Here is a 26,349-nt window from a genome sequence, read left to right as displayed (position 1 = left end):
GGGTCGGGGGAGGGCAGCGCCACAAAGGAGACGGAGCATTGGAACAACGCACCCGCATCCGAGTCCTCCGCGCCAACCCCACGCGGGCCGAAAGCGCGCTATGGCAACACCTCGCCGCGCGACGGACCTCGGGCGCAAGGTTCAACCGCCAAGTCCCGATCGGCCCGTTCATCTGCGACTTCGTTTCCCGCGGGGCCAAGCTCGTGGTCGAGGTCGACGGCGGGCAGCACGACTGGCACTCCGACGACGACGCGCGGCGAACGCGCTTTATCGAACAGCAAGGCTTCCGTGTGATCCGGTTCTGGAACAACGACGTGCTGGAGCGGATGGAGGGCGTCGTGGCCGAGATCGGGCGTGTGCTCGCGGAACGCCCCTCCCCTAACCCCTCCCGCAAGCGGAAGGGGGACTCTGTTGCCCTCACGGCGAACGCAGCACCCCTTCTGCTCCCCTCCCGCCTGCGGGAGGGGTCGGGGGAGGGCTTAGCCGCACAAACCACCCCCACCAAAGTCACCCCATGGCGCTAACCCCACAATTCCTCGACGAACTCCGCGGCCGCACCTCGCTCAGTGCCCTCGTCGGCAAGACCACCAAGCTCACCAAGGCCGGCCGCGAGCACAAGGGCTGCTGCCCGTTCCACAACGAGAAGACGCCGTCGTTCTACGTCAACGACGACAAGGGCTTCTACCACTGCTTCGGCTGCTCGGCGCACGGCGACGCGATCAAGTGGATGACCGACCAGCGCGGCCTCCCCTTCATGGACGCGGTGAAGGAGCTCGCGCAGGCCGCCGGGATGGACATGCCCGCGATGGACCGCCAGTCCGCCGCCAAGGCCGAGCGCGCCAAGGGCCTGCACGAGGTCATGTCGGATGCCGCCGACTGGTTCATCGAGCAACTCAACGGCCTCCCCGGCACCGAAGCGCGCGCGCTCCTCGACCGCCGCGGGATCAAGCCCGAGACGGCGCGCGCGTTCGGCATGGGGTTCGCCCCCGACAGCCGCGGCAAGCTCAAGACCGCGCTTAAGGACTACGGCGACCCGATGCTGGTCGAGTCCGGCATGCTCATCAATGTCGAGGGCAAGGACCCGTACGACCGGTTCCGCGGCCGCCTGATGATCCCGATCCGCGACCCGCGCGGTCGGACGATCGCGTTCGGCGGGCGCGTGCTCGATGGCGGCGAGCCCAAATACCTCAACTCGCCCGACACGCCGCTCTTCGACAAGGGCCGCACGCTCTATAACCTCGACAAGGCCGCCCCCGCCTCGCGCAAGTCCGGCCGCGTGCTGGTGGTCGAGGGCTATATGGACGTCATCGCGCTCGCCCAGGCCGGCTTCGGCGAAGCGGTCGCCCCGCTCGGCACGGCCCTGACCGAAGCGCAGCTCGAACGGCTGTGGCGGATGGTCGACGTGCCCCTGCTCTGCTTCGACGGCGACGGTGCCGGCCAGAAGGCGTCGCTCCGCGCCGCCCACCGCGCGCTCCCGCTACTGGCGCCGGGCCGCAGCCTCGCCTTCGTCACGCTCCCGCAAGGCCAGGACCCCGACGATCTCGTCCGCGCCGGCGGCCCCGGTGCGTTCGAGGCGTTGCTCAAGACCCCCGAACAGCTCGTCGACCGGCTCTGGGCGTCCGAAGTCGCCGCCGAGGCGCTCGACACCCCCGAACAGCGCGCCGGCCTCAAGCGCCGCCTCCACGAACTCGCGGAAGGCATCGCCGACCCGTCGGTGAAGCAGCAATACCATTCCGAGTTCAAGAACCGCTTCTACGAGCATTTCAAACCGGTGCGCGCGCCCTTCGTGCCCAGAGGCGAACGCCCCAAGGGCGGCTGGAAGCCCCCCGCCGCGCCCGTCACCGAAGACGCGAAGGCCTTCCTCGCCACCGGCATCGACCGGGTATTGGCCAAGGCGGTGCTCGCCGGCCTGATCCGCCACCCGGTCGAGATCGCGCGCCACATGGAGGTGCTCGGCTCGCTCCAAATGATCGACGGCGCGCTCGGGCGATTGTTCGAAGCGGTCGTAGATGTTGCACTTGAGGACCAGAAGCTTGATAGCGGGCGCTTGCTCACCATATTAGCGAGGTCCGGTTTCAATTCAGTCGCGAGTGACCTGTTGAGAGCCGATACGATGCCCTATTCGTTCACGCAGACCACGGCCGATCCAGCCCGCGTCCGTGCCGACCTCGACGAGGCGATCGCGATCATGGTCGCCCGCCCTGAGGTAGACGCGGCACTCAAGCAGGCGACCGCGGCGATGCAGACGCACTTCACCGAAGATGCGTTCGAACGACAAGTGGCTATGGTAAGAGAGAAACAGGCGTTGGAAGTCCGACTTGCAAATCTTGTACAGTCGAACGAAGACGCCCGAGCGTTGGGTACCGAGGGCGATTGATGGCTAAGGCGAACATGGCGGAACCCGCCGAGACGAACGAAACCGGCGATGCGCCGCTGATCGACATGAACGATGCGTCGATCAAGAAGGTCATCGCGCGCGCCAAGAAGCGCGGCTACATCACCTATGAGCAGCTCAACGAAGCGCTGCCGCAGGGCGAGATGTCGTCCGACCAGATCGAGGACATCAGCGCCGCGCTGAGCGAGATGGGCATCAACATCGTCGAGAACGACGAAGCCGGCGAGGACGGCGAGACCGAGCCCGCCAAGGACGACGAGGACGAGCCGGAGGCCGCCGACGCGGATGCCGACACAGGCCCCGCGATCGAGAAGAAGAAAGAGACCATCGATCGCACCGACGATCCGGTCCGCATGTACCTGCGCGAGATGGGCGCGGTCGAGCTGCTCAGCCGCGAGGGCGAGATCGCGATCGCCAAGCGCATCGAGGCGGGTCGCGACACGATGATCCTCGGCCTGTGCGAATCGCCGATCACCTTCAACGCGATCATCGACTGGTCGACCGCGCTGAACGAGGGCACGATGCAGCTGCGCGAGATCATGGATCTTGACGCGATGCTGTCGAAGGACCCTGCGCCGGAAGCGATGGCCGAGGACGGCGAAGCCGACGACGGCGAGATCAGCGAGAAGAACGCCGGCCCCTCGTTCAAGGAAGAGGCAGAGCCCGAAGAGCCGTCCGCCGACGAGGACGAGGACGGCGAGCGCCGTGCCCCGCGCGCATCGGACGACGAGGAGGAGGACAACACCCTCAGCCTCGCGCAGATGGAAGAACAGCTCAAGCCGATCGCGCTCGAGCGGTTCGCCAGCATCACCGCGCTCTACAAGAAGTTCAGCAAGATCCAGCAGTCGCGCGTCGACGCGATGGGCATCGGCGGCGACTTCTCCGCGGCCGACGAGCGCAAGTACCAGAAGCTGCGCGAGGAACTCACGGCGGAAGTCGAGAGCGTCCAGTTCCACAACGCCAAGATCGAATATCTGGTCGATCAGCTCTATGCCTATAACCGTCGCCTGACCGCGCTGGGCGGTCAGATGCTGCGCCTCGCCGAGCGCCACAAGGTGCCGCGCAAGGACTTCCTCGATCGTTATATCGGTCACGAGATCGACGAGAACTGGCTGGCGACGGTCAACAAGGTCGACAAGAAGTGGACCGCGTTCGTCGCCAACGAGGGCGAGGCTGTCGAGCGCATCCGCGCCGAGATCGCCGACATCACGCAGCAGACCGGCATGGCGCTCACCGAGTTCCGCCGGATCGTCAACATGGTCCAGAAGGGCGAGCGCGAGGCGCGCATCGCCAAGAAGGAGATGGTCGAGGCGAACCTGCGGCTGGTGATCTCGATCGCCAAGAAATACACGAACCGCGGCCTGCAGTTCCTGGATCTCATCCAGGAGGGCAATATCGGCCTGATGAAGGCGGTCGACAAGTTCGAGTATCGCCGCGGCTACAAGTTCAGCACCTACGCGACGTGGTGGATCCGCCAGGCGATCACCCGCTCGATCGCGGACCAGGCGCGGACCATCCGTATCCCGGTCCACATGATCGAGACGATCAACAAGCTGGTCCGCACCAGCCGCCAGTTCCTCCACGAGCAGGGCCGCGAGCCGACTCCGGAGGAGATGGCCGAGCGCCTCTCCATGCCGCTGGAGAAGGTGCGCAAGGTGATGAAGATCGCCAAGGAGCCGATCAGCCTCGAAACGCCGATCGGCGACGAGGAGGATTCGCATCTCGGCGACTTCATCGAGGACAAGAACGCGATCATCCCGGTGGACGCCGCGATCCAGGCGAACTTGAAGGAGACGGTGACGCGCGTGCTGGCGTCGCTGACCCCGCGCGAAGAGCGCGTGCTGCGCATGCGCTTCGGCATCGGCATGAACACCGATCACACGCTCGAGGAAGTCGGCCAGCAGTTCTCGGTTACCCGCGAGCGCATCCGCCAGATCGAGGCGAAGGCGCTGCGGAAGCTGAAGCATCCGTCGCGTAGCCGGAAGATGCGGAGCTTCCTCGACCAGTAAGCCATTGAGTTATCGACAATATAAGAAAGGTTGCAGCGGAAACGCTGTGACCTTTTTTTTATGCTCATCAGCAGAAAGATAACCCGCCTACGATACTTGCATTCACCCACATGCTCTCTAGACGTGAAGTAACGAGGGGATGCAAATGACGCCGAGTATCGTGACGATTTTTAACAACAAGGGTGGCGTAGGAAAAACTACGCTGACATATCATTTAGCTCACGCACTTGGCGAGATGGGTCGCAAGGTTTTGCTGGTTGACTTAGACCCCCAGTGCAATCTGACGATTATCTCAATGGAAATGGAGAAGATTCACGAGATATGGGCCTCCGAAGATGCGTATATCGAGGACTTTGCCGCCGCTCGGGCAACTATCGGTGAGGTTGCGTTTGCTGGCCTAACCGCAACTCCTAGGTCGATCCATTTTCTTCTCAAGCCTACAGAGGATGGTACGGCAGAGCTCGACCGGCTGCCTCCCGCAGTCTCGTTGGCCCCCAACGTCGACTTGATACCTGGACGCCTAACTTTGCATCTTTTCGAAGCAAAGATCGGTGAGCGCTGGAGTGGTATCTACCAAGGCGACCCACTCGCTATTCGAACAGCTACTCGCGTTCGTAGCATGGCATATGACTACGCAGCACGAAACGGTTATGAGATTGTTATTTTTGATACTTCACCAAGCCTCGGTGCGCTTAACCGGCATTTGCTGTCGCTTGCTGATGGCTTCCTAATACCCTGTTCGCCCGACTTATTTTCCGTTTATGGCATTCGCAACATTGGCGATGCTATGCGGACTTGGCGTAAGCAATTTGAAAGCATCTTCCACTTTATATCCGACCAGAAACGTTCAAACTTTCCAAAATCGTTCGTCAAGTTTATGGGCTACACGCTCTATAATGCCAAAAGGTACAGTAAATACGAGAACGATCTGAACTTGGCAAAGGCTCACCAAAACTACGCTATTTAAATTCCGGATACAATTAATAGATCAATTGATCGAGCGAACATGATAGCATTGCCTGCTGTTGCCGACAAATCAATCGGTGACAACGCTATTATTCACAGCCATAATACATTTCCTAGCATGTCTCAGAAGTACCATATGCCTATGTGGCGCTTGCCTGACAGTGGCATCCTTGACCCTGAAGATCGAAGCACCATTGGTGGCAATCAACATGCGTTTCGCGCAACCAAGCAAGCGTATCACGCTTTTGCTTCGGACTTTCTGCATCGGGTGTCACTTCTGTGACTCAGGGCGTGGAAAATCTTATCCCCACCCCGCAGAACGACGACGACGCCATTCTCGCCCTTTTGGACAATATGAAACACGAACTTGGGATTTTTATGGATGGCGTTCTGCGCTACCTTGGAGATCACCCTGATTTACGCGTTGGCGGAAAGCAGATTGTTCATTCCTACAAGAGTCGCCTGAAAGATCGGGAGCACCTTCGTACAAAACTCGCACGAAAGAGAAGCCAGGGGAACCCGGTCTTACCGGAGGACTTATTTCGTCGGGTAACAGACCTTGCCGGCGTTCGTATTATACATCTTTTCCAAGAACATTTTTCTCAAATAGACCGACTTATTCGGCGAAAGGTTGATGCGGGGGACTGGGTTCTTGGTGAGCGCGCAAAAGCTTACACTTGGGATCCAGAGACGGCCGAGTATTTTCGCGGCTTTGATTTGGACGTGATGCAAAAGCCGACATCATACACAAGTGTGCATTACCTCATTCGCCCACGAGAAGACTCGCCGATATGTTGCGAGGTTCAGGTCCGTACCTTATTCGAAGAGATATGGGGTGAGGTTGACCACCAGATCAATTACCCAGTTCCGACCAAGAATCTCGCTTGTGGAGAGCAGATCAAGGTTTTGTCCAAACTGGTTGGTGCAGGAAGTCGACTGCTGGACTCTCTTCATCGTGTCCATCAATCTGACCGCGAGCCGGGCGCCTGATACGCTGTCCGGATTTACTGGAGAGGAACGGTTCAACGTAAACTGAGGCGTTCTCAGACAGCCATTTGATGCTGTAGATAACCGTAGCTACTCGACCCAATCTTCATGATCGCGATAAAGGCGCCATGCCCCGCCAAATCCTGTTCAACAAACCGTACGACGTGCTCAGCCAGTTTACCGACGTGAACAGTCCGACCCCGCGCGCGACGCTGTCACAGTTCGTCGATGTGCCGGGCGTCTATCCGGCGGGGCGGCTCGACCGCGATAGCGAAGGGCTGTTGCTGCTGACCGACGACGGTCGCCTCCAGGCACGGATCGCGGACCCGCGGTTCAAGCTGGCCAAGACCTATCTCGTGCAGGTCGAGGGCGATGCCGGCGAGGACGCGCTCGATCGGTTGCGGGGCGGCGTCCTGCTGAAGGACGGCCCTGCCCGCGCCGACGTCGAGCGGATCGCCGCGCCCGACCTCTGGCCGCGCGTGCCGCCGATCCGGGTCCGCGCGAGCATCCCCGATTGCTGGCTGAAGATAACGATCCGCGAAGGCCGCAACCGGCAAGTCCGCCGCATGACCGCCGCGATCGACCACCCGACGCTGCGGCTGGTCCGGTGGAGCATCGGCGACTGGACCGTGGCGGATCTGGAGCCCGGCACGTGGCGCGACGCCTGAGGCCCGACGCCTAACGGGTGGTCGAGGAGGGCTGGCGGCGGTCTGCGGGCCCTGAGGCTCGCACGCCCCATAACTACGCCCTCCAGACGGCAGCGTTGGCGATTGCAAGCGGAACGCCTCCCCACCCACGCCGTCATCCTGACGAAAGTCAGGACCCAGAGCCAAGCAGCGCGGCGTTCGTGATCCTGGGTCCTGACTTTCGTCAGGATGACGGAGAAGGGCATGTTCACGCGAAGGCGCTAAGGCGCGAAGAGAAGCAGCTTATCGAGCACACTTACCCGGTCTTCTCTTCGCGCCTTAGCGCCTTCGCGTGAATCCAGTCCTTGAGCTGCGCTCCGTGGCGCAATGTGATCGTAAGTCCCGAGGATAGAGTTCCCCGCCCGCGCGGGGAGTGCGTTGCGTGACGCGCCGAAATTGCATGGTGGCACGACGAAAACTCCCTCCCCTTCAGGGGAGGGTCGGGGTGGGGCATGTCCACGCGAGCGTGCTCAGCGTGGCAAAGCCCCTCACGCCTCAAACGAGCAGCCATCCCAATCCGCCAACAAGTCGTGTTTCCCCGCGAAGGCGGAGACCCAGACTGGGCTCCCGCCTTCGCGGGAGAACAAGGAAGCGCAAGTCGGCCTGCGAAGAACCGCGCGTCCCTGTCCGACCGGATAACCGCCTCCCACGCCCCGATGGACAGACGAAGCGTGCAGCCACCACCGCCACCGCTGACCGGCAAACTAATCAACTGTCCTACACGCCCGGAGAAGCGCACCATCACCAGATGCGCGCGCCCACCCCCTTAACCGCGACACCGCTCCCACACCCCGACGCCACCCCCACGTCAAGAAAGCTTCCCAGCGTCTACACTTCCTATACTTCCGCACCGCAGCATAAACGCGAAACACCAACAAACGACAACACTTCCAACACCTTGCCCCCCCAACCAGCCCCCGCCCCGCGCACAACGAAAAAGGGCGCGGGGACCATCGCCCCCGCGCCCTTCTTCAACTCTGGCAGGCTCCGATTACTCGGCGGCTGCGGTGCCCTTGGCAGGGCGCATGTCGCGACGCTCGGCGATACGCGCTGCCTTGCCGGTGCGGCCACGCAGGTAATACAGCTTGGCGCGACGCACGGCGCCCTTGCGGACGACTTCGATCGAATCGACGTTTGGCGAGTAGAGCGGGAAGACGCGCTCGACGCCCTCGCCGAAGCTCATCTTACGCACGGTGAAGTTCGAGCCCATGCCCTTGTTCGAGCGCGCGATGCACACGCCCTCGTAGTTCTGAATACGCGTGCGCTCGCCTTCGACGACCTTCACGCCGACCTTCAGCGTGTCGCCGGGGCGGAAATCGGGGATCGTCTTGTTGGCCAGGAACTTCGCGATGTTCTCGGCTTCGATCGTCTGCAACAGGTTCATGTCTCGTCCTCGTGTCGCTGCGCGCCAGAGGGCGACTGGACCCGAACGCCCTCATGGCGCTCCCAAAGGTCCGGTCGCCGTGACCGTGTATCGATCTCCGCGCGGCGTTTGCGCCATGCAGCGATCTTCGCATGATCCCCCGATCGCAGCACCTGCGGGATCGTGCGCCCTTCCCATATCTGAGGTCGGGTATAGTGCGGATATTCGAGCAGCCCCGTTTCGAAGCTCTCGTCATCCCCACTAGAAGCCGCGCCCATTACGCCGGGCAGCAGCCGAATGCAAGCATCGAGCAGCACCAGCGCGCCCATCTCGCCCCCCGACAGGATGTAGTCGCCGATCGAGACCTCCTCGATCTCCCGCGCCTCGAACAGGCGTTCGTCGAACCCCTCGAACCGGCCACAGAGAATGGTGACGCCGGGGCCCTGCGCGAGCTCCCGCACCCGCTCCTGCGTGAGAGGCTTCCCCCGAGGAGTCATGGCCAGCACCGGCCGCCCATCCGCAACGCTGTCGATCGCCGAGGCCACGACGTCGGCCCGCAGCACCATCCCGGCCCCGCCCCCCGCCGGCGTATCGTCCACCGACTTGTGCTTGTCCGTCGCAAAGTCCCGGATCTGCACCGGCGAGCAGGACCACCGTCCCTCCCCTAGCGCCCGCCCCGCGAGCGACGTCCCCAGCGGCCCGGGAAACATCTCCGGATACAGCGTCAATATCGTGGCAGCGAAAGTCACAGCGTCCAATTCTCTATGCGAAGGCCGGGCACATCGGCGAAATCTTCGGTGTTGTTCGTAACAAGGGTCAACCCGAGCGCAAGCGCATGTCCCGCGATCAGCCGGTCGAACTTGCCGCGTTTGAACGGCACCCGCCGATACGCGCTTGCGGCGTCAATATCGAACGGCAGCACCGCAACCAGACCGAATAACCGGCGCGCGCCTTCGATCTGCACGCGATCTTCAGGTTCGATGCCGCGCATGACCTCGGCAAAGGCAATCGCGGACGTAACCAGTTCACCCGGATCGCAGGTTTCGACGTGCTCTCGTGCACGCTTCGAAACGCCCTTCAGCAGATATATCAGAATGTTCGAGTCGAGCAGGAAGCGTGGCTCACTCATGCTTGAGCAACGCTCCGGTCCAGTCGAGATCACGCGGCTCCATAATCCGATCCTCGTCCGTCAGCAACTTTAGTCCGGGAATCGAACCGTAGATGCCAGTCAGGTCGATCTTCTTGCGCTCCGTCACGATCGGCTCGACTACGAACCGACCATGTTCCTTACGGACCATCATCTCACGGCCCTCCTCAATGCCCAATCCCTTCGGCAGCCGCAACGCAACCGAATTACCCGACTTGAACGTCTTGGCACGATATTCCTTGGTCATGACAGCCTCCGTGTATACGTTACGTATATACATCACTGCAGATCTCAAGGAACAATTACGCCTGCGAAACGCTCGCGGGACATGGACGATTGCATCATCATCGGCGCTGGCCCGGCAGGGCTGACCGCAGCCATCTATCTAGCGCGATTCCACCTCTCGATCCGCTTGTTCGATTGCGGCAGCAGCCGCGCCGCGCTGATCCCGTGCACGCACAATCACGCCGGCTATCCAGACGGCATCCGAGGCACCGACCTGCTCGCGCGGATGCTGGCGCAGGCGGAGAATTACGGTGCGGTGCGTGAGGGCGTGCGGGTAGATGCGATCGAAGTCGACGACGACAGCTTCACCGTTCGGCTGGGTGATCGCCGCGCGCGAGCCCGGAGCGTACTGCTCGCCACCGGGGTCGTGAACAACCGTCCAAACATGCCCGACGCGATCCACGACGAAGCGCTGGAGGCCGGGTTGCTCCGCTACTGCCCGATCTGCGACGGCTACGAAGTCACCGACAAACGCGTCGGCATCATCGGCACCGGCGACCACGGCATGCGCGAGGCGCTGTTCCTGCGCGGCTACACAAAGGACGTGACGCTGATCGCGCCCGAGGGAAGCCACGATCTCGATCCCGCATGCGAGGCGGCGCTCGACGATGCCGGGATTGTCCGCGTCGGTGGGCCTTGTGGGGACTACGCGATCGAGGGTGACAAGCTCGCATTCGACACGGTCGAGGGGCGGTTGTCGTTCGACAGCATCTATCCGGCGCTCGGATCCGTCATCCGTTCGGAATTGGCCGTCGCGGCAGGCGCGCGCGCGTCGGAGGATGGGTGCCTGGAGGTCGACTCGCACCAACGCACGTCGATTGCCGGCCTGTTCGCGGCGGGCGACGTGGTGAAGGGGCTCGACCAGATCAGCCACGCAATGGGCGAAGCGGGCGTTGCCGCCACGACGATCCGCAACATGCTCGCCGAGCAGCGACCACTTCGGCGGTAATCGCACGCTCGAAAGAGATTGTTTCCCCGCGAAGGCGGGGACCCAGACTGGACTCCCGCCTTCACGGGAGAACAAGGCTTACTCAGCGGCGAACGAGGCCTCGACGATAAGCCGATCAGCATTCCATTCGGGTACGGCTTCAGGGCGCATCGGAATCATGAACCGCTTGCCGGGCTTGTCGTCCACGGACGGCCGCTCGATCTCGATCACGTCACCCGCACCGAAATTATCGATTGCCACAACGCGTCCGATCGCCTCGCCATCGGTCGAGACGACATCGAGCCCGATCACATCCGTATGATAATATTCACCGTCTTCCAACGGCGGCAGCGACGACCGCGGCACCGTCAGTTCGGTTCCGCGCATCGCCTCGGCAGCGTTGCGATCGGCGACCTCGGCGAAGCGCGCGATCATGCCGTTGTTGCCGCTGCGGGCGGACTTCAGCGACAGCGCGCCGTTGTTGAAGCTCTTATAGCTCCCGAAATTCTCGGCGAAGACCTTCAGCCGCACTTCGCCACCGATGCCGTGCGCACCGATTACGACGGCGAGCGTCACGTCAGCCTTGCGCGGAGCCTTCGTCGCGGCCGGGAGTGTCGTCGGAGCCTTCGGCGGGGTCGTCGGCGGAGACGCCTTGGTTGGTGGCATCTTCGATGTCCTCGGGTGCGGGGGCTGTGCGGGAGTCGGTTTCGGGGGCCATAATGCGCTCCTGTTCGGGGTTACCGATCGAGAGAACGCACGAATGGCCGATCGGGTGCGGTTGCGCATCCGTAGGGGGAGCGGACATGCGGGGCCCCTCCCTCGCCGTCATCCTGGGCTCGACCCAGGACCCAGGGTCACGAACGTTGCCGTCCCCGGCACTGGATCCCAGCGTTCGCTGGGATGACGGAACAAGGGCGGCCGGGACGTCCCGACCGCCTCCGGATCTTACGAAGCGCTCGTTGCGTCTTCGATTTCGGCAGCGGCGACCTGCTCGGTCTCTTCGTTGCTGCCGGTCGCAGGTGCGGCCTTTGCAGCAGCCTCGGCCTCGGCAGCTTCAGCCGCCTTGGTCGCACGCTCTTCGGCGCGCTCGGTGGCCTTCTCGCCGGGCTTGCCCTTGTTCGGGTTGTTGCGCGCCGAACGCTCGAGCACGCCAGCCTGGTCGAGGAAGCGCGCGACGCGGTCGGTCGGCTGCGCGCCGACGCTCAGCCAATGCTTCGCGCGGTCGGCGTCGAGCTGCACGCGCTGCTCGTTGTCCTTGGCGAGGAGCGGGTTGTAGTTGCCGATCTTCTCGATGAAGCGGCCGTCACGCGGCGAACGCGCATCGGCAACGACGATCTTGTAGTAAGGACGCTTCTTGGAGCCACCGCGCGCGAGGCGAATGTTGATTGCCATGATATTTTCCTTCGTTTTCTAGATAGATCCCCGAGCGAAAGCCGAGGTGTCGTGGTTGGATAAGGGGTTATTTCTTCTTCAGAAAATCGTCGAAACCGGCCGGCATCTGCGGCATCTTGGGGCCACCAAGCCCCGGCAGACCGCCGCCGCCCATACCGCCGCCACCGCCGGGCAGGCCACCCGCGCCAGCCTTGTTGAGCATGTCGCCCATCTGCGGCCCGCCGATCGCATTGCCGATACCGCCAAGACCGCCGCCAAGGCCACCCTTGCCGAGCATCGCCATCATGCCCTTCATGCCGCCCATCTTCTTGATCTTCTTCATGGCGGTCGACATTTCGAGGTGCATCTTGAGCAGCTTGTTGACCTCCTGAACGGTCGTCCCGGAGCCCTTGGCGATGCGGATCTTGCGCTTGGCGTTGATCAGTTCGGGCTTGTTGCGCTCCTTGATCGTCATCGAACCGATCATCGCGTCCATGTGCACCAGCACCTTTTCACCACCGACCGACGCGACCGCGCCCTGCGCCTTCTTCATGCCGGGGATCATCCCCGCCAGCGCGCCGAGCCCGCCCATCCGCTGCATCTGCGCCAGCTGGGCGCGCAGGTCGTTCATGTCGAACTGACCCTTGGCCATCTTGGCGGCCATGCGCTCGGCGTCTTCCTGCTGGATAGACTCCGCAGCGCGCTCGACCAGACTGACGACGTCGCCCATGCCGAGGATACGGCCAGCGACGCGCTCGGGATGGAACGCCTCGAGCGCATCGAGCTTCTCGCCGGTGCCGGCGAACTTGATCGGCTTGCCGGTGACCGCGCGCATCGACAGCGCCGCGCCGCCGCGGGCATCGCCGTCCATCCGGGTCAGCACGATACCCGTCAGCGGCACCTGATCGCTGAAGTTCTGCGCGACGTTGACCGCGTCCTGGCCGGTCAGCGAGTCGACGACCAGCAGGATCTCGGCCGGGTTCGCGACGTCGGCGACCGCCTTCATTTCGTCCATCAACGCCTGATCGACATGGAGTCGACCCGCGGTGTCGAGCATCAGGACGTCATAGCCCTGGAGCTTGGCCGCTTGCATCGCGCGGCGGGCGATATCGACCGGCTGCTGGCCCTGCACGATCGGCAGAGTCGCGACGTCGATCTGCGTGCCGAGCGTCGCGAGCTGCTCCTGCGCGTTCGGGCGATTGACGTCGAGCGACGCCATCAGCACCTTCTTGCGCTCGCGACCGGCCTGGCCGAAATTGGCCTGCCCCGCCGCCAGCCGCTTGGCGATCTTGGCGGTCGTGGTCGTCTTGCCCGAGCCCTGGAGGCCGACCATCATGATGACGGCCGGCGGCGTGACGCCCAGCTCCAGCTCGACGGCATCCGAGCCGAGCATCTCGACCAGCGCATCGCTGACGATCTTGACGACCTGCTGCCCCGGCGTGACCGAGCGCAGGACGTTCTGGCCGATCGCCTTCTCGGTCGCCTTCTCGACGAACTCGCGCGCGACGGGCAGCGCGACGTCGGCTTCGAGCAGCGCGACGCGCACCTCGCGCATCGCCGCGCGCACGTCCGCTTCGGTCAGCGCACCCCGGCCGCGAAGGCGGTCGAAGACGCCGCCAAGTCGATCGCTCAGGCTTTCGAACATCGAAATACTCCCTACTACCGCTACCAAACGCAAAAGCGCCGGCGGGCGAAACCTCGCCGGCCAGCGTGCATCCTTGGATGCTCGTCATATGCGCCCCGTAACGGAACGTGGGCACCCACCTACTGGAAGGCCGGCGGAGATGCAAGATGCGTCGCGGGCCGGGCTGCGAAGCACCCGCATCGCCACTTTCGGCAGAGGCGGAAGATAGGGCTGGCCCCACCCTCGCGAGGAAACCCGCTAGCGCCGGCGCAACGTGGGAGTAATGCAGATCAACCAATCGCGTCCACGCCACGCCCCGTCCCGCGCCGGCTTCCCCTTAACACCTCCTACACCTCTCCCGTGCGACACCATGAACCAATCGAAGACCAGACAGGCCACCTCCATGACCGTAAAGTCGGCGGCGACGCATGCGCCCCGCAACATCAGTCGGGAATTCATGACCGGCGCCGTCACGGGCGCCGCGATCTTGCTGCTCGTCGGCACGGGTGGCACCGTGGTCGTCAAGGCGCTCGCGCATCTGCACGGCAGCAACGCGGTGATCGACCGTACGCTGATCGCTGCGATGCTGCTCAACATCGCATTGATCCTGTTCGGCTGGTTCCGCTACCGCGCGCTCGCCGTCGAACTCAGCGACCTGACCGAAGCCGGTCGCCGCGCGCAGGCGCTCTCGCAGCGCGATCCGCTGACCGGTTTCCTCAATCGCCGCAGCCTGTCCGAGGACGGCGCAACGCTGTTCGCCAGCGCCCGTCGCCGCGGCAAGGCGATGGCCACGCTGACGATCGACATCGATCACTTCAAGAGCGTCAACGACCTGCACGGCTATGCGGTTGGCGACCTGCTGCTCGCCCACGTCGCCGAGACGATCGCGGCGATCGCGCCCAGCACCAGTCTGCTCGCGCGTCTCGGTGCGGACGAGTTCGCCTGCGCGTTCGTGTTCGATTCCGCCCACAAGAACGTCGCCGACCGGATCGCCGAACGGATGGTCGCCGGTCTGGGCCTGCCGTTCCGCACCGACGGCGTCGATATCCATACCAGTGTGTCGATCGGCATCGCTCGTTCCGACGTCGATTGCGTTTCGGTCGACACGCTGTTGCGCAACGCCGACATCGCGCTTCATGCAGCCAAGACCGCCGGGCGCGGTCGCCATGCTTGGTTCGATCGATCGATGGAACGCTCGCTGCAACTGCGCGGTGAACTCGAAGCGGGACTGCGCAACGCGATTCCCGCGCAGGAGGTCGTTCCCTATTTCGAGCAGCAGGTAGATCTGACCACCGGCCGCATCACCGGCTTCGAGGTTCTCGCTCGCTGGGAACACCCGACCAAGGGCATTATCGCACCCGACGTCTTCATCCCGATCGCCGAAGACATCGGGTTGATCGGCGAGCTCTCGCTGTCGATCATGCGCCAGGCGTTCGCTGCGGCCCGCGACTGGGACGCCGGACTGACGCTGTCGGTCAACGTCTCGCCGGTACAGCTACGCGATGCCTGGCTCGCGCAGAAGATCATCAAGACGCTGGTCGAGACCGGCTTTCCCGCCAGCCGGCTCGAGATCGAGATCACCGAAAGCGCGCTGTTCGACAACCTCCCGCTCGCGCAGTCGATCGTCGGAAGCCTCAAGAACCAGGGCATCCGGATCGCGCTCGACGATTTCGGCACCGGCTATTCGAGCCTTGCGCATCTGCGGGCGCTGCCGTTCGACCGGATCAAGATCGACAAGAGCTTCGTCGGATCGATCCTCGACAACCCCGAGAGCATGGCGATCGTCAACACGATCGTGCGGCTGGGCGACAGCCTGAACCTGCCGACGACCGCGGAAGGAATCGAGGACGCAGCGATCGAGGAACGCCTGCGGGCGATGGGATGTGCGAAGGGCCAGGGCTATCTGTACGGGCGCCCGCTGGGTGCGGCGCAAGTCCGGCGCTTGCTGGCGGAGAAGCGGTTGCTGGCCCAGCGGCCGGACCGGGACGCGCCGCCGCCGCGGGGGATCGCACCTCGGTTGGCGGGGTGATTGCAATACACGCTTATTCTTGTGTGGCCTAACCCAACTTACGACCACCCCGGCGAAGGCCGGGGCCCAATTGGGAAGGTCCCAGTAACCGCGGGTAGTCCGTAGTTAGCAGCGTTCCCCAATTGGGCCCCGGCCTTCGCCGGGGTGGTGACTGATGGATGAGGAGCACCTCCATTACGCTAGTTCTCCCGCAAAAGGCGGAGCCCAGAACCAAGCAGTGCTGCGATTGGTAACTTAGGCCCGGCGTTCGCAGGAGAATGCAGGCGGACGCTATCCCTGAAACACCAACCGTGGACTTCCCCCCCCGCCCCTCCTAAATCGCGCACCATGCCATCTGCCCCGCAGCCAGAGGTCATCAGCCTCGGCTGCCGCCTCAACATCGCCGAAAGCGAGACCATCCGCGCACTCGTTGCCGGGCGGGACATGGTCGTGGTCAACAGTTGCGCGGTCACCAACGCCGCGGTGAAGGCGACGCGCGTCGCCATCCGCCGCGCCAAGCGCGATCGACCGGACGCCCAGATCGTCGTCACCGGATGCGCCGCGCAGATCGACCCGGCGAGCTTTGCGGCTATGTCCGAAGTCGACCGCGTCGTCGGCAATGCGGACAAGCTGACGTCGCAAGCCTGGCAGACTGACGCTCCGGTCGTCGTCTCCAACATTATGCAGGTCCGCGAGACCGCGCCCCACCTCGCCGCGAGCTTCTCCGCCCACGCTAGAGCGTTCGTCGAGGTCCAGAACGGCTGTGATCACCGCTGCACCTTCTGCGCGATCCCATTCGGTCGCGGCCCGAGCCGCTCGGTCCCCGCGGGCGCGGTTGTCGACCGGATTGCCGGCCTCGTCGACGCCGGCCACCGCGAGATCGTCCTCACCGGCGTCGACCTGACCAGCTACGGCCCCGACCTCCCCGGCGCGCCGACGCTCGGCCATCTCGTCGAGCGCATCCTGCACCACGTGCCGAAGCTCGAACGCCTGCGCCTGTCTTCGCTGGACGGCATCGAGATCGACGACCGCCTCTTCGCGCTGCTGACCGACCAAGCGCGGATCATGCCGCACGTCCACCTGTCGTTGCAGGCCGGCGACGACATGATCCTCAAGCGCATGAAGCGCCGCCATTCGCGCGCCGAAAGCGTTGCCCTCGTCGAGCGCCTCAAGGCAACGCGCCCCGACATCGCGATCGGCGCGGACCTGATCGCCGGTTTCCCGACCGAGGACGCGGCGATGTTCGCCAACACGCGCGCGCTGATCGACGATTGCCACATCGTCCACCCGCACATCTTCCCCTACTCGCCCCGCGCCGGCACCCCCGCCGCGCGAATGCCGCAGGTCGAGCCCGAAGTCCGCCGCCAGCGCGCCGCACTGCTTCGCGAGGCCGGCGAGACAGCGCGAGCGAACTGGCTGCAAACGCTGGTCGGCACGTCGCAGCATCTGCTAGTCGAACGCCCCGGCGACCGCGGGCATATCGGCAATTTTGCCGAAGTCTCACTGGACGAACACGCCATACCCGGCGACATCGTCCGCATCAGAATCACCGGCGCCACGTCCGACCGCCTCAGCGCAACACGAGAACCATCATGAGCACCACCCCCACTTGGCACGACAAGCTGATCGGCGGCTTCAAGCGCACCTCCGACCGGCTCGTCGGCAACCTCGCAGGGCTCGGCGGCGCGCGGTTGGATAATGCGACGCTCGACGATATCGAGGAAGCGCTGATCGCCTCCGATCTCGGCCCCGAGACCGCCGGCCGCATCCGCCACCGCCTCGCCGAAGGCAGCTTCGAACGCAACATGGAGGAACTCGGCATCCGCGTGATCGTGGCGGAGGAGGTCGAGAAAGTGCTCGCCACGGTCGCCAAGCCGATCGAGATCGACGCCTTCCCGCGCCCGCAGGTGATCCTCGTCATCGGCGTCAACGGCTCGGGCAAGACCACCACGATCGCCAAGCTCGCGCACCTGCTGATGGAGCAGGATTACGGCGTGATGCTGGCGGCCGGCGACACCTTCCGCGCCGCCGCGATCGGTCAGCTCCGCACCTGGGCCGAGCGCGTCGGCGTACCGATCGTGACCGGCCCCGAGGGCGGCGACGCGGCAGGCGTGGTGTGGGACGCAGTCAAGAAGGCGACCGAGACAGGCATCGACGTGCTGATCGTCGACACCGCCGGCCGCCTCCAGAACAAGCGCGAGCTGATGGACGAACTGGCCAAGATCCGGCGTGTGCTGGGTCGCATCAACCCCGAGAGCCCGCACGACATCGTCCTCGTGCTCGACGCGACGACCGGCCAGAACGCGCTCCAGCAGATCGAGGTCTTCAAGGAGGTCGCGGGCGTCACCGGCCTCGTGATGACCAAGCTCGACGGCACCGCACGCGGCGGCGTGCTGGTCGCGGCGGCGGAAAAATACGGCCTGCCGATCCACGCGATCGGGATCGGCGAGGGCATGACGGATCTTCGCCCGTTCGATGCGAACGAGGTGAGTCGGATCATCGCCGGCGTGGAGAGCATCCGGAAGTAACGCTTGCCCTGCCGCCCTTCCCCCGTTCGTCCTGAGCGAAGTCGAAGGACTGGTCAGCTTGTGGCAATGTCCTTCGACTACGCTCAGGACAAACGGCATCTTACCGTATTTCGTGGATAACCCAGTGACCAAGCCCCCCCTATCCCCCGGCCTCCGCATGGCGGTCGACTATGGCCCGCTCGCGGTCTTCTTCGCGGTGAACTTCCTCACCCCCGGCCTGCCGATAGTCCGCGTCGTCGCCGCCACCACCGCGTTCATTATCGCTACGATCGCCGCGATGATCGTGTCGAAGGTCAAGGCGGGGCATATCTCGCCGATGCTGTGGCTGTCGGGCGCGCTGATCGTCGTATTCGGCGGGCTGACGATCTATTTCCACGACCAGCGCTTCATCCAGATGAAGCCGACCATCATCTACGCGATGTTCGCGGCGATCCTGACGTTCGGGCTCGTCACCGGACGCCCGCTGCTCCAGTCGCTGCTCGCCACCGCTTACCCCGGTCTGTCCGCCGACGGCTGGCGCAAGCTCACGCGCAACTGGGCGGTATTCTTCGTGTTCATGGCAGTGCTGAACGAGGCGGTGTGGCGCAATACGACCTGGGATTTCTGGGTCGGCTTCAAGCTCTGGGGCGCCATCCCGCTGACGCTGCTCTTCGCGTTCGCCAACATTCCGATGCTGCTGAAGCACGGATTGCAAACGGGCGACAAAGCCGTCACCGACCTGCCGCCCGAAGGGTAACTTTCTTGTTCTCCCGCGAAGGTGGGAGTCCAGACTGTGCCCCCGCCTTCGCGGGGGAACAATCTTAGCTCGGCTTAGCCCGCGACCTTCGCGTAGCGCTCGCCGACGACGTCCCAGTTCACGATGTCCCACCAGGCCTTAAGATAGCCCGGGCGATCGTTCTTGTACGTCAGGTAATAGGCGTGCTCCCAGACGTCGTTACCGAGCAACGGCGTGCCGGGCTCCTTGGCGTCGTCCATCAGCGGGTTGTCCTGGTTCGGCGTGCTCGTCACCTTCAGCTTGCCGCTGTCGTCGGCGATCAGCCATGCCCAGCCCGAGCCGAACTGCCCCGCACCCTTGGTGTTGAACTCTTCCTTCAGCTTGTCGAGGCTGCCGAAATCACGATCGATCGCCTCGGCGAGCTTGCCCGACGGCGCCTGGCCGCTCTTGGCCGCCATCGTCTTCCAGAAGAAGTCGTGGTTCCAGAAACCGCCGCCATTGTTGCGGACCAGCGGCGGCTGCGACGAGATCATGCCGAGGATGTCCTCGATCGACTTGCCTGCCAGCGCGGAGTCCTTCTCGACGCCTTCGTTCAGCTTCGCGGTATACGCCGCGTGATGCTTGTCGTGATGAAACTTCATCGTCTCCTGGTCGATCACCGGCTCGAGCGCGTCATAGGCGTACGGCAGCGGTGGGAGTTCGAAAGCCATGGGGGTTCTCCTTTATGGGGTCGGACGCTCAACGCCCGCGTGCTGCAAATGGTCCCGCAAAAGTCGTTGCGCAAGCGTACCTTCGATTGGATCGACGGGCCGTACAGGTCAGAAGGGCAGCGGGACGTTCTCGGCTGCATCGGGCGTATTCGGCTTTGCGCCCGGACGCGGCATTCGGAATGCCACCCGATCGACGCAGCCGACATAGCCCGTCGCCGACGCGGCCCACTTGGCGCTGCTCAGCATCTGCAATGCCTGTTCGCCGAACTCCGCCGACGGTTGCGACGCCAGCACACGCACATTGCCGGTCTCACCCCAGGATGCGACGTCGTAGCCTATGATCGCCCAGCCCTCGATCCAGCGCCGCCCGAAGTTCCGCGGATAGTTCAGCGGCGGCTTGGTCGCCCAGTCGGCTTTCAGCGGGCACGTGGCGTTGGCGGGCCTGAACGGCGCCTCTTCGGGTATCGGCGGCGGTGGTAGTGTCGCTGCGGCGATCCAATACGGATATTGGCAGCCCGTCCGCGCGCCAGGCGCAAATTTCGAGTCGGCGACCGCAGCGAGCGATGCCTTATCCAGCACCGCGTTGCCGTTGCCGGCCTCGTGCTTCAGATGGACCGGCTTGCCGCGCGCGTCGATATCGAACCCGATCATGCTCCAGCCAGCTTGACCCGGCTGCTTCGGGATCGAATCAAACGCCGGGAATGCCCGATTGCGGATTTCCGGCGGCGGATCGAAACAGGTCGAGCCGACGGGCCTGATCTGCGCGAACATCGCCGGCGTCGGCCGTTGTTCGGGAAACATGATATACGTCATCAGTGCCGTGACAGATGCCTCCAACACTGCGCTCGCAGCAGGAACGAACGTCAGGGAACAGCCCTGCCGCGGATTGCCTGGGGCGAACTTTGCCGCAACCAGAGCCGGCGCAAGATCGGTGCCCGCAGGGAGATATTCCTTCGAACCCCGGCCTACGTCGAGTGGCCGACCGGCGGCGTCGACCGTGAAGCTATAGTCGACGGATTTCAGGATGTTCGCCGCGCCGGACCAGCTGAGCGCGGGCATCGGCGCCGGCGCTTGTGAAAAGGCAATGGGCACGCCGCCGCAACGAACATTTTGCGGGGTCCAGGTCACCAACACCTGCCCGGCAGCGAGATTTGCGAATGGCATTGTCCGGGCGTGCGGAATGACCTCATGCGATGTGCCGACGATCGGCGGCGGCGGGACTTGCCCGTCGACGGCGACGCTCGATAGCGCGACCGTCAGCATCAACGCGGGTAATCTCGTCATGCCCATGCCCACTCCCCTGTCGAATGTCGCATCGTGCCGCGCAAATGCTACGCCCGCAAGTCGGTCAGGCAGCAGTCTTGCCGTATTCCTGTCGTGTCACCGGATGGCTCGACGACAGGCCGCCATCGACTGCGATGGCTTGGCCGTTGACATAGCTGGCGTCGTCGGAGGCGAGGAACAGCGCGACCTTGGCGAGCTCCTCGGGCTGCGCGCCGCGGTGGAGCGGGTTGAGGCGGCCGACGCGGTCCATCTTGTTCGCCTCGCGTGCGTAATCGAACACGGGCTTGGTCATGCCGGTCTCGGTCAGGCCGGGGCAGATCGCGTTGACGCGGACGTTCGAGCCGGTGAGTTGCTGGGCCGAGACGGCGGCGAGGTTGATGACGCCGGCTTTCGACGCGGAATAGGCGGGCGAGCCCGCGCCGGAGCGGATGCCGGCGACGCTGGCGGTGAGGACGATCGCGCCCTTTCCGCGCTCGGCGATGCGCGGCGCGGCGTGCTTGATCGCGAGGAACGGGCCGATCAGGTTGACGCGCAGCACTTCGGTGATGAGCGCGACGTCGGTGTCGAACAGGTTCGCCATGCCGCCCGAAATACCCGCATTGGCGAACATCACGTCGAGCCCGCCGAAGCTGTCGCAGGCGAGCGCGATCGTGCGGATCACGTCGTCTTCGAGGCCGGCATCGATGCGGATCGCCTTCGCCGTGCCGCCGGCCTGCGTGATCAGGTGCGCGGTTTCGTCCGCGCCCTCGGTCTTGTCGGCGACGACGACCTTGCCCCCTTCGCTCGCGAACAGGAGCGCGGCGGCACGGCCGATGCCGGAGCCTGCGCCGGTGACGATGATCGATTTGTCGGTAAAGCGCATCGCATGGTCCTTCGGTTAGATCGTGACGCCGCCGTCGATGACCATCGTCTGGCCGGTCATGAAATTGCTTGCCGACGACGCCAGGAAGACGACTGCCCCGGCGATCTCCTCGGGCTCGCCAATCCGGCGGAGCGGCACGCTGGTGTTCGCCGCCTCGATCCGCTGCGGGTCTTCCCACAGGGCGCGCGCGAAGTCGGTCTTGATCAGGCCAGGCGCGATGCAGTTCACGCGGACGTTCGACGGGCCGAACTCGACCGCGAGGTTGCGCGCGAGCTGCATGTCGGCGGCCTTGCTGATGCAATAGGCGCCGATCACCGGTGAACCGCGCAGCCCGCCGATCGACGAGATGATGATTATGCTGCCGTTGCGCCGCTCCAGCATCTCGGGCGCGACCATCTGGATCAGCCAGTGGTTCGAGACGATGTTGTTGTCGAGGATCTTGCGGAACTGGTCATCGGCGATGCCGGCCTGGGGCCCGTAATAGGGGTTCGAGGCGGCGTTGCAGACGAGGATGTCGATGCGGCCGAGCTGGGCGCGGGTCTGGTCGACGAGGTGCTGTAGGCCAGCCTTGTCGGAGATGTTGGCGGCGATGGCGATCGCGGTGCCGTCGCCGTGTCTGGCGTTAAGTTCGGCCGCGACGGCGTCGCAGGCGTCCTGCTTGCGGCTGGAGATCACGACTTTCGCGCCGTGCTCGGCGAGTTCGCGCGCGGAGGCCAAGCCGATCCCGCGCGAAGAGCCGGTTACGATGGCGACCATCCCGGTTAGGTCGAACTGCGACATTCTTGCTTCTCCCCTCCCGCATGCGGGAGGGGTCGGGGGTGGGCGCCCGGCCTCCGCAAACGGTATCGGTTATGGTGAGCGCGAGCCCACTCCTAGCCCCTCCCGCATGCGGGAGGGGGATGAATTACGCCCCCGCCTTCACCGCGAAGCCCCAGGCAGCGTCCGCCAGACCGTGGATCTTCGCGACCGTCTTCTCCGCCTGAGCGCTAGAAGCAGTGCCGTCGATGATGCGCTTCTTGATGCCCTGGACGATGCCGGTCAGGCGGAAGAGGTTATAGGCGAAATACCAGTTGAGATCGGGGACGCCATCGCGACCGGTGGCAGCACAATAGCGCGCGACGACCTGTTCGATCGTCGGGATGCCCGTCTCCGGGCCGGTCATGCCGAGCACCCCCGAGCGCCCCTCGGGTTCGGTCACCCAGCTCATCAGCAGATACGAGAAGTCCGCCAGCGGATCGCCCAGCGTCGACAACTCCCAGTCGAGCACCGCGATGACCTTGGGCTCGGACGGCGCGAAGATCATGTTGTCGATGCGGTAGTCGCCGTGGACGATCGAGGTCCGCGTCTGTTCGGGCAGCGTACGCGGCAGCCACTCGATCAGGCGTTCGACCGACTCCATATGCTCGGTCTCGGCGGCACGATATTGCTTGGTCCAGCGGCCGACCTGGCGCTCGAAATAATTGCCGGGCTTGCCGTACTCGCCGAGCCCCGCCGCCGCGTAATCGGTGTTGTGAAGCGCCGCGAGCGTGTCGACCATAGCCTCGTAATGCGCGGTGCGCTCGGACGGAGTCGCGCCGGGCATCGCGCCGTCCCAGATCGTCCGCCCTTCGACCATCTCCATAACGTAGAAGGCCGAACCGATGACCGCCGCGTCCTCGCAAAGACCATAGGGCCGAGGCACCGGGAAGCCGGTCGGATGGAGGCCCGCAATCACGCGGTATTCGCGGTCGACGGCGTGTGCGCTCGGCAGGATCGGCCCGAACGGTTTCCGGCGCAGCACATAGGCGCGATCCGGTGTATCGAGGCGGTAGGTCGGGTTCGACTGGCCGCCAGCGAACTTCGCGTAGGTCAGCGGGCCGGCATAGCCGGGCACGTTGGCCGTCATCCATGCGCCAAGCGTATCGAGGTCGAGACGGTCCTTGTCGCCAACTTCGATCGTGCCGACCATGCTGGTCGATGCGTCGCTCACGAGAAGGTGATCACGCTACGGGTCGTGTCACCGCGACGAAGCTCGTCGAACGCGTCGTTGATCCGCTCCAGCGGCATCCGGTCGGCGATGATCGTGTCGAGATCAAGCAACCCGCGCATGTAGAAATCGACCAGCCGCGGGATGTCGACCGGGAAGCGGTTCGAGCCCATGAAGCCGCCCTGCAAGCGCTTGCCCGACAGCAGGTCCATCGCCGACAGCCCGACCTTCTCGCCGAGCGGCATCATGCCGAGGATCGTAGCAGTGCCGCCGCGCCGCAGCACCTTTACAGCGGTTGCCGCCGATTGCGCACGCCCGACAGCCTCGATCGCGTGATGCACGCCGCCCTTGGTGATCGCGACGACCTCGTCCGCGGCGGTGTCGGAGAGCGCATCGATGCTGTGCGTAGCGCCGAGCTTCTCCGCCATCGCACGCTTCTCGGGTACCGGATCGAGCGCGATGATCTTCCCAGCGCCGGCGATCTTCGCCGCGTTGACGGCAGCGAGCCCGATCCCGCCGCAACCGACCACGCATACCGTCTCGCCCGGCGTCACATCCGTAGTGTTGAACACCGCCCCTGCCCCGGTGGTAATCGCGCAGCCGAGCAGCGCCGCGCGGTCCATTGGCATGTCGCGGTCGATCGCGACGCACGCGTGTTCGTGGACCAGCATCATTTCCGCGTAGGCGCTGAGGTTGAGCATCTGCGCGATCGGCCGATCGCCGAGCATGAGGCGCGGTGCGGCGCCCTTGGGACGGCGCACGCTGGCGTCGATGCACAGCGACATCCGGCCGGTGACGCAGAACTCGCACTGACCGCAAAACGCCGAGAGGCAGGTCACGACATGGTCGCCGACCTTCACGCCGCGCACTTCGTCGCCGACTGCCTCGACGACGCCGCAAGCCTCATGCCCGGGAATGGTCGGCATCACGTGCGGATAGGCGCCGTCGACGAAATGCAGGTCGGACCGGCACACGCCGACTGCCACGGTGCGGATCAGTACTTCGTGCGCCGTCGGCTTCGAGATGGTGACATCCTCGATACTGAGCGGGGTATTGGCTTCGAAAAGGACTGCGGCTTTCATGGGTAGGTGCGCTCCGAAACGAGACCGTCATCCTGACGAAAGTCCGGACCCAGAGCCAAGATCGTCGCGCTTGTGGCTCTGGGTCCTGGGTCGAGCCCAGGATGACGAAGAAGAAAAACGGACGGGGTTGGGTTTACCGGCTCACCCCGACATCCCCGCTGGACACCCCGCCCTTGCGGAAGTCGCCGTATTTCCCGAACTCATTGCGTGCGATCGAGCGGTTGTGGACCTCGTCCGGGCCATCCGCGAACCGCAGGGTGCGCATCGCCGCCCAGTCGTGCGCCAATCGGAAATCGCCTGACACCCCGCCGCCGCCATGCGCCTGGATCGCATCGTCCAGGATCCGCAACGCCATGTTCGGCGCGGCGACCTTGATCATCGAGATCTCGATCTGCGCGGACTTGTTGCCCGCCTTATCCATCATGTCCGCCGCCTTGAGGCAGAGCAGACGAGTCATCTCGATATCGATCCGCGCGGTGGCGATGCGCTCCTCCCAAACCGAGAAGTCGGCGATCCGCTTGCCGAACGCGACGCGGTCGAGCAGGCGTCGCGCCATCGCCTCGATCGCGGTCTCCGCCACGCCGATCGTCCGCATGCAGTGATGAATACGGCCCGGCCCAAGCCGCCCCTGCGCGATCTCGAACCCGCGCCCTTCGCCGAGCAGCACGTTCTCGACCGGCACGCGGACATTCTCCAGCACGACTTCGCCATGCCCATGCGGCGCGTGGTCATAGCCATAGACCGAGAGCATCCGCTTGATGGTCACGCCGGGCGTATCCATCGGCACGAGAATCTGGCTCTGCTGCTGGTGCCGCGATCCCTCGAAGCTCGTCTTGCCCATCACGATCGCGATCTTGCAGCGCGGATCGCCGACGCCGCTCGACCACCATTTGGTGCCGTTGATCACGTAGTGATCGCCGTCACGCACCATCGACGTCTCGATGTTGGTCGCATCCGACGACGCCACCGCAGGCTCGGTCATCAGGAACGCCGAGCGGATTTCGCCGCGCATCAGCGGCCCGAGCCACCGGTCCTTCTGCTCGCGCGTGCCGTAGCGGTGAAACACCTCCATGTTGCCGGTATCGGGCGCCGAACAGTTGAAGCACTCGCTCGCCCAGCCGACCTTGCCCATCTCCTCCGCGCATAACGCATATTCGAGATTGGTGAGCTGCGTGCCCTCGAACTCGAACGAATCGTCGACATGCGTCTGGCCCGAATGCGGCGGCATGAAGAAATTCCAGAGCCCGGCGGCCTTCGCCTTCTCCTTCATCTCCTCGATCACCGGAATCACCTTCCAGCGCTCGCCTTCATGCGCCTGCTGGTCGTAATCGGCCTGCCGGGGGCGGATATTGTGGTCGATGAAATCGCGGACCCGGTCCCGGAAATACGTCTCTCGTTCGCTCAGCGTGAAATCCATCGGGGCTCTCCGTTCA

General features: G+C 64.3%; 27 protein-coding genes. 12 read left to right on the top strand and 15 right to left on the bottom strand.

The genetic code is table 11. From position 1 onward, the window contains the following. Positions 1-38 precede the first annotated feature (38 nt). The 7 genes from O6Y00_RS08365 to O6Y00_RS08335 all read left to right on the top strand — a co-directional run bounded on the left by O6Y00_RS08365 (position 39) and on the right by O6Y00_RS08335 (position 7,025). A complete protein-coding gene (locus tag O6Y00_RS08365; protein ID WP_353442123.1) occupies positions 39-524 on the top strand; it encodes an endonuclease domain-containing protein in 486 nt (161 codons plus the stop codon). Further along, the gene (gene dnaG, locus O6Y00_RS08360) at positions 515-2,377 is read left to right on the top strand and encodes a DNA primase (RefSeq protein WP_353442122.1); all 1,863 of its coding nucleotides are present in this window, start codon (positions 515-517) and stop codon (positions 2,375-2,377) included. Before O6Y00_RS08365 ends, dnaG begins: the two co-directional genes overlap by 10 nt. Then, positions 2,377-4,404, top strand: a complete 2,028-nt coding sequence (gene rpoD, locus O6Y00_RS08355; protein WP_056062280.1) for an RNA polymerase sigma factor RpoD — start codon at positions 2,377-2,379, stop codon at positions 4,402-4,404. Before dnaG ends, rpoD begins: the two co-directional genes overlap by 1 nt. 145 nt (positions 4,405-4,549) lie before the next feature. Continuing rightward, the gene (locus O6Y00_RS08350) at positions 4,550-5,371 is read left to right on the top strand and encodes a ParA family protein (RefSeq protein ID WP_353442120.1); all 822 of its coding nucleotides are present in this window, start codon (positions 4,550-4,552) and stop codon (positions 5,369-5,371) included. A 39-nt stretch (positions 5,372-5,410) separates the two neighbouring features. Further along, positions 5,411-5,653 (top strand): hypothetical protein, encoded by a 243-nt coding sequence (locus O6Y00_RS08345; protein WP_353442118.1) that lies wholly within the window; start codon positions 5,411-5,413, stop codon positions 5,651-5,653. An 8-nt stretch (positions 5,654-5,661) separates the two neighbouring features. Continuing rightward, positions 5,662-6,360, top strand: coding sequence for a RelA/SpoT domain-containing protein (locus O6Y00_RS08340; RefSeq protein WP_353442116.1), 699 nt, complete (start codon positions 5,662-5,664; stop codon positions 6,358-6,360). A 125-nt stretch (positions 6,361-6,485) separates the two neighbouring features. Continuing rightward, a complete protein-coding gene (locus O6Y00_RS08335; protein ID WP_353442115.1) occupies positions 6,486-7,025 on the top strand; it encodes a pseudouridine synthase in 540 nt (179 codons plus the stop codon). 1,009 nt (positions 7,026-8,034) lie between these two features. Here the strand turns inward: O6Y00_RS08335 and rplS are convergent. From rplS to O6Y00_RS08315, 4 genes are read right to left on the bottom strand one after another with little or no spacing between them, the layout of a single operon-like run. After that, positions 8,035-8,427, bottom strand: a complete 393-nt coding sequence (gene rplS / locus O6Y00_RS08330) for a 50S ribosomal protein L19 (protein ID WP_031395442.1) — start codon at positions 8,425-8,427, stop codon at positions 8,035-8,037. Beyond that, entirely contained in the window at positions 8,424-9,155 is a 732-nt protein-coding gene (trmD, locus tag O6Y00_RS08325; RefSeq protein ID WP_353442114.1) for a tRNA (guanosine(37)-N1)-methyltransferase TrmD, read from the bottom strand. The genes rplS and trmD overlap by 4 nt, the downstream gene beginning before the upstream one ends. Continuing rightward, the gene (locus tag O6Y00_RS08320; RefSeq protein ID WP_353442113.1) at positions 9,152-9,568 is read right to left on the bottom strand and encodes a type II toxin-antitoxin system VapC family toxin; all 417 of its coding nucleotides are present in this window, start codon (positions 9,566-9,568) and stop codon (positions 9,152-9,154) included. The genes trmD and O6Y00_RS08320 overlap by 4 nt, the downstream gene beginning before the upstream one ends. Next, on the bottom strand, positions 9,528-9,800 hold the full coding sequence (locus O6Y00_RS08315; RefSeq protein ID WP_353442112.1) for an AbrB/MazE/SpoVT family DNA-binding domain-containing protein: 273 nt from the start codon (positions 9,798-9,800) through the stop codon (positions 9,528-9,530). Before O6Y00_RS08315 ends, O6Y00_RS08320 begins: the two co-directional genes overlap by 41 nt. Before the next feature lie 81 nt (positions 9,801-9,881). Here O6Y00_RS08315 and O6Y00_RS08310 point away from each other — a divergent pair, with 81 nt between their 5' ends. Continuing rightward, positions 9,882-10,787 (top strand): NAD(P)/FAD-dependent oxidoreductase, encoded by a 906-nt coding sequence (locus tag O6Y00_RS08310; RefSeq protein WP_353442111.1) that lies wholly within the window; start codon positions 9,882-9,884, stop codon positions 10,785-10,787. 78 nt (positions 10,788-10,865) lie between these two features. Here O6Y00_RS08310 and rimM read toward each other — a convergent pair whose 3' ends face one another. The 4 genes from rimM to ffh all read right to left on the bottom strand — a co-directional run bounded on the left by rimM (position 10,866) and on the right by ffh (position 13,782). After that, entirely contained in the window at positions 10,866-11,342 is a 477-nt protein-coding gene (rimM, locus tag O6Y00_RS08305) for a ribosome maturation factor RimM (protein WP_353442110.1), read from the bottom strand. 1 nt (position 11,343) lies between these two features. Beyond that, on the bottom strand, positions 11,344-11,571 hold the full coding sequence (locus O6Y00_RS08300) for a hypothetical protein (RefSeq protein WP_353442109.1): 228 nt from the start codon (positions 11,569-11,571) through the stop codon (positions 11,344-11,346). Between the two features lie 140 nt (positions 11,572-11,711). Then, the gene (gene rpsP / locus O6Y00_RS08295; RefSeq protein ID WP_187504196.1) at positions 11,712-12,158 is read right to left on the bottom strand and encodes a 30S ribosomal protein S16; all 447 of its coding nucleotides are present in this window, start codon (positions 12,156-12,158) and stop codon (positions 11,712-11,714) included. Positions 12,159-12,225: 67 nt separating this feature from the next. After that, positions 12,226-13,782 carry a signal recognition particle protein gene (gene ffh, locus O6Y00_RS08290; protein WP_353442107.1) on the bottom strand — a complete coding sequence of 519 codons (1,557 nt, stop codon included), beginning with the start codon at positions 13,780-13,782 and terminating at the stop codon, positions 12,226-12,228. 382 nt (positions 13,783-14,164) lie between these two features. On the opposite strand from ffh, the gene O6Y00_RS08285 reads away from it, so the two are divergent. The 4 genes from O6Y00_RS08285 (at position 14,165) to O6Y00_RS08270 (ending at position 19,033) form a co-directional block, all read left to right on the top strand. Next, positions 14,165-15,790, top strand: a complete 1,626-nt coding sequence (locus O6Y00_RS08285; RefSeq protein WP_353442106.1) for a putative bifunctional diguanylate cyclase/phosphodiesterase — start codon at positions 14,165-14,167, stop codon at positions 15,788-15,790. Between the two features lie 327 nt (positions 15,791-16,117). Beyond that, a complete protein-coding gene (mtaB, locus tag O6Y00_RS08280; protein WP_353442105.1) occupies positions 16,118-17,365 on the top strand; it encodes a tRNA (N(6)-L-threonylcarbamoyladenosine(37)-C(2))-methylthiotransferase MtaB in 1,248 nt (415 codons plus the stop codon). Beyond that, the gene (gene ftsY / locus O6Y00_RS08275) at positions 17,362-18,297 is read left to right on the top strand and encodes a signal recognition particle-docking protein FtsY (protein ID WP_353442104.1); all 936 of its coding nucleotides are present in this window, start codon (positions 17,362-17,364) and stop codon (positions 18,295-18,297) included. Before mtaB ends, ftsY begins: the two co-directional genes overlap by 4 nt. Positions 18,298-18,421: 124 nt before the next feature. After that, complete coding sequence (locus O6Y00_RS08270; RefSeq protein WP_259466773.1) at positions 18,422-19,033, top strand: septation protein A; 612 nt, start codon at positions 18,422-18,424, stop codon at positions 19,031-19,033. Positions 19,034-19,107: 74 nt separating this feature from the next. Here O6Y00_RS08270 and O6Y00_RS08265 read toward each other — a convergent pair whose 3' ends face one another. The 7 genes from O6Y00_RS08265 to O6Y00_RS08235 form a co-directional block, all read right to left on the bottom strand. Continuing rightward, entirely contained in the window at positions 19,108-19,722 is a 615-nt protein-coding gene (locus O6Y00_RS08265; protein ID WP_353442103.1) for a superoxide dismutase, read from the bottom strand. A 108-nt stretch (positions 19,723-19,830) separates the two neighbouring features. Continuing rightward, positions 19,831-21,006: an energy transducer TonB gene (locus O6Y00_RS08260; RefSeq protein WP_353442102.1), complete on the bottom strand. Its 1,176-nt coding sequence runs from the start codon at positions 21,004-21,006 to the stop codon at positions 19,831-19,833. 64 nt (positions 21,007-21,070) lie between these two features. Continuing rightward, positions 21,071-21,868 carry an SDR family NAD(P)-dependent oxidoreductase gene (locus O6Y00_RS08255; protein ID WP_353442101.1) on the bottom strand — a complete coding sequence of 266 codons (798 nt, stop codon included), beginning with the start codon at positions 21,866-21,868 and terminating at the stop codon, positions 21,071-21,073. Between the two features lie 15 nt (positions 21,869-21,883). Beyond that, positions 21,884-22,648, bottom strand: a complete 765-nt coding sequence (locus O6Y00_RS08250; RefSeq protein WP_353442100.1) for an SDR family oxidoreductase — start codon at positions 22,646-22,648, stop codon at positions 21,884-21,886. A 124-nt stretch (positions 22,649-22,772) separates the two neighbouring features. Continuing rightward, entirely contained in the window at positions 22,773-23,816 is a 1,044-nt protein-coding gene (locus O6Y00_RS08245) for a phosphotransferase family protein (protein ID WP_353442259.1), read from the bottom strand. A gap of 17 nt (positions 23,817-23,833) precedes the next feature. Then, entirely contained in the window at positions 23,834-24,916 is a 1,083-nt protein-coding gene (locus O6Y00_RS08240) for a Zn-dependent alcohol dehydrogenase (RefSeq protein ID WP_353442099.1), read from the bottom strand. A gap of 133 nt (positions 24,917-25,049) precedes the next feature. Continuing rightward, positions 25,050-26,333: an acyl-CoA dehydrogenase family protein gene (locus tag O6Y00_RS08235; protein WP_353442098.1), complete on the bottom strand. Its 1,284-nt coding sequence runs from the start codon at positions 26,331-26,333 to the stop codon at positions 25,050-25,052. Positions 26,334-26,349: the final 16 nt, after the last annotated feature.

It is taken from the genome of Sphingomonas faeni (genome assembly GCF_040407565.1).
Taxonomy (GTDB): domain Bacteria; phylum Pseudomonadota; class Alphaproteobacteria; order Sphingomonadales; family Sphingomonadaceae; genus Sphingomonas; species Sphingomonas faeni_F.
This window is presented reverse-complemented; position numbering and strand designations above follow the sequence as displayed.